Source organism: uncultured Roseovarius sp. (genome assembly GCF_913054395.1).
Classification (GTDB): Bacteria; Pseudomonadota; Alphaproteobacteria; order Rhodobacterales; family Rhodobacteraceae; genus Roseovarius.
The window spans coordinates 1-3,163 of the sequence record NZ_CAJXIP010000243.1 but is presented as its reverse complement, the minus strand read 5'-3'; the positions used below and the strand labels follow the sequence as shown (position 1 = coordinate 3,163).

Below are 3,163 nucleotides of genomic sequence, written 5' to 3'. Positions count from 1 at the left end.
CGTAATGGGCTATGTGAAATGGGCGATCCGCGGGCTGTTCTGGCTGCTGGTGATTGCGTTTCTGCACTATACCTTGCCGCAACACGATGTGGCCCGGATCACCGATACCTATGAAAAGCGGGTCAGCCCGGGCAGCAATGCGATGTTCTGGTCGAATGCCGACACCGGCGAGGCCACCGATGTGAACGTGCGCGACGTGTTCTTCGTTCAGGCCTTTCGCACGGATGACAAGCCGATGATCTATCGCAACGAAGACACGGGTTGGGGCTGGCCGCCGTATTTCAAGTTCGACACCAGCAATTTGCAGGCCGAGGCCTCGGATCTGATTTCCAAGAAGAACGATGCCAATCCGCAATGGGTGGTAGTGCGCCACTATGGCTGGCGTAACGAGTTCCTGTCGATCTATCCCAACGCGGTCAGCATTTGGGCGGTCGAGAGCCCCGATGTGCGGATTATCCCCTGGGTCAAGATCGTGCTCCTGACCCTTCTGGCGGCGCTTTACTGGGCGATCCGCGTGCGTTGGATGCGGTTCCGCAAGCAGCGGATCGAACCCAAGGTCGATGAATGGACCGATGGCTGGGCGTGAGACGCCTATTCATCCGCCCTGACAGGGGGTCTCGCGTTTCAGAGACCTAGCGCTTGCCGTAATAGAGGCCGACCACATGTTCGGCCTCGGCGAAGAACAGCCAGCGCGAGGCGGCGATACCCGCGACATGGCTGATCACCGCAAACAGAGCCATGGCATGTGTGAACGGCACAAGCAGCATCAGCACAGGCAGCACAAAGCCAAGCCCAAGCGCGATAACGCGCAGCTTTTGGGCGTGCTTGCGGCCGACCTGATGCACCATTTCGCGCATGAGGTAATTGGTGCCGGTATGCGGCGCCTCGAAGGCACGCACCGCGCCGATGTTGCCCAGACCCGTCGCGCTTGCCATATTGCTGCCGCCGGCGGCAAAGGCACCATCGCCGCGTACCCACCAGAGCACCTGTAGCACACCTGCCACCGGCAAGAGGATCAGTGCCGCGCTGACCTGACCGGCCAGAAGCGCGCCGCCAGCCAGAGAGATGGCAACCAGCAAAGCGGGCGTGAGGGGAGTCTTCCAGCGCGGAATGGTCGAAAGCTGGGCATAGATCATCGAGGTGGTGAACACGGTGCCAAGCGACAAGAGCGCCCCGAGCCAGCCGAGAGCCGCGATCCGGATGTCGAGAAACACCAGGGCGGCGGCATAGACCGCCATCACCAGCAGGGCCGCCACCGCACAGACGCCTTCGCGGCTAAGCCAGCTTGAACGCCATTGGCTAAACGCCTTCATGGCGCGTTCGGGGTGGCCGAGGTGAAAGGTCGAGGCCAGCAGCCCGCCGACGGCCAGGGCATAGGCAATCAGGAAAAATACGAAGGCCAGCCAGCCGGTGACGGCAGGCAGGCCAAGCCCGAGCCAGACCAGAAGGCCAAAGCCAAGCCCGGAGAGGGTTGTGAAGACGATGACGGAAGGGGCGGGATGCATTTCAGATCCTCTCGAGAGCTTTGTCGAGCCAGCCAAGGAAACCCTTGGGTTCGTCCATGACGGGGGCGAGGAAGGGGGCGAGAATGTCGATCTCGCCGGCCGGTTTTGGTTGATCCAGCTGATCCTTGGGGCGGGGCGGCAGATATTTGTTCACCGGCTTGGTGCCCTGTTCGGGCATCAGGTCCATTCCGCCACGTTCGGCGGCAAGTTTACTGACCTTGCTGTCGGGATCGGCAAAATCGCCGAAATGGCGGGCCCCGGCCGGACAGGTGCGCACACAGGCGGGTTCGCGATCCACCTCGGGGAGGTTTTCGTTATAGATGCGATCCACGCAGAGCGTGCATTTCTTCATCACGCCTTCGGCGGCGTCAAGTTCGCGCGCACCGTAGGGGCAGGACCAGGCGCACAGCCCGCAGCCGATGCAGTCGCTTTCATTCACCAGAACGATGCCATCCTCGACCCGCTTGTAGCTTGCCCCGGTGGGACAGACGGTGACGCAGGGCGCATCGTCGCAATGCAGGCAGGATTTGGGGAAATGCACCAGTTGCGCCGCCGGGTGCGGCATGGCCGAGCTTGCAAGCGGCTGAACCTCGTAGCTGTGCACCCGGTTGAGAAAGGTGCCCGAGGGATCGGCGCCATAGGGGTTTTGATCGCTCAGGGCCGCGCCGTAATTCTCGGTGTTCCAGCCTTTGCAGGAAACCACGCAGGCATGACAGCCGACGCAGGTATCCAGATCAATCACAAGACCCAGCTTGCGGGTGGTTTTTTGGGGAAGGGTTGTCATGTCGCCACCTCGGGATTGCGCGGTGTGAGCGGGGGTTGGGGGCGCTGCCCCCGTCGCGCGAGGCGCGACTCCCCCGGGATATTTGGGGCAAGAAGAAACAGGGATGGGGTCATTTGCCGACCTTCCATTGCAGCGCGTCCGGACCCTGGGGGACCGGGGATTTGAGCGGTGCCAGGGCGGGTTGGCTTTCGGCGGGGGCATCGGCCTTTTCGATTTTGACGCGCAGGTCGAACCAGGCGGCCTGACCGGTGACGGGATCAGAGTTCGACCAGCGCAAACCATCGCCCCTGGGCGGAAGCAGTTCGTGAATGAGGTGATTGAGCAGGAAGCCCCTGGTCGCTTCGGGCGCATCCTCGGAGAGGGCCCAGGCGCCTTTGCGTTTGCCGATCGCGTTCCATGTCCAGATGGTGTTTTCGTTGAGCGCCGCCATATGTGCCACCGGCACGGTGATCGTGCCGTGCGCCGAGGTGACGCGTGCCCAATCGCCATCGGAAAAGCCGTTCTTTTCCCACAGTTTGGTGGGCAGGTAGAGCGGGTTATGGCCGTGAATCTGGCGCAGCCAGGCGTTCTGGCTTCCCCAGGAGTGATACATCGCCATCGGGCGCTGTGTCAGGGCGTGGATCGGGAATTCGGAGGTGTCGACATGGTTGTCCTCGAATGGTGGATACCAGATCGGCAGCGGGTCCATTGTCGCCTTGATCCGATCGCGCAGGTGATCGGGGGGCTGGCGATCGCCATGACCTTCGGCGGCGAGTTGAAATTTGCGCAGGGGTTCGACGTAGAGATCGAAAATATAGGGCTGGGGCGTATCATAGATGCCCATGCCCACGGCCCAATCCTGATAGGCGGTGTTCCAGGGTTTGTAATAGCTGGC

At 61.9% G+C, this 3,163-nt stretch carries 4 protein-coding genes; 1 reads left to right on the top strand and 3 read right to left on the bottom strand.

The window, feature by feature from the left end; all coding sequences use genetic code 11:
* Window positions 1–4: 4 nt before the first annotated feature.
* A complete protein-coding gene (locus QZ522_RS18720) occupies window positions 5–586 on the top strand; it encodes a DUF1523 family protein (RefSeq protein ID WP_294615171.1) in 582 nt (193 codons plus the stop codon).
* Between the two features lie 46 nt (window positions 587–632).
* Here QZ522_RS18720 and QZ522_RS18715 read toward each other — a convergent pair whose 3' ends face one another.
* The 3 genes from QZ522_RS18715 to QZ522_RS18705 all read right to left on the bottom strand — a co-directional run.
* Window positions 633–1,505, bottom strand: a complete 873-nt coding sequence (locus QZ522_RS18715; protein ID WP_294615168.1) for a DmsC/YnfH family molybdoenzyme membrane anchor subunit — start codon at window positions 1,503–1,505, stop codon at window positions 633–635.
* Window position 1,506: 1 nt separating this feature from the next.
* Window positions 1,507–2,289 (bottom strand): 4Fe-4S dicluster domain-containing protein, encoded by a 783-nt coding sequence (locus tag QZ522_RS18710; RefSeq protein ID WP_294615165.1) that lies wholly within the window; start codon window positions 2,287–2,289, stop codon window positions 1,507–1,509.
* Window positions 2,290–2,398: 109 nt separating this feature from the next.
* On the bottom strand, window positions 2,399–3,163 hold a 765-nt coding region (locus QZ522_RS18705; RefSeq protein WP_294615162.1), incomplete at its 5' end, for a molybdopterin oxidoreductase family protein.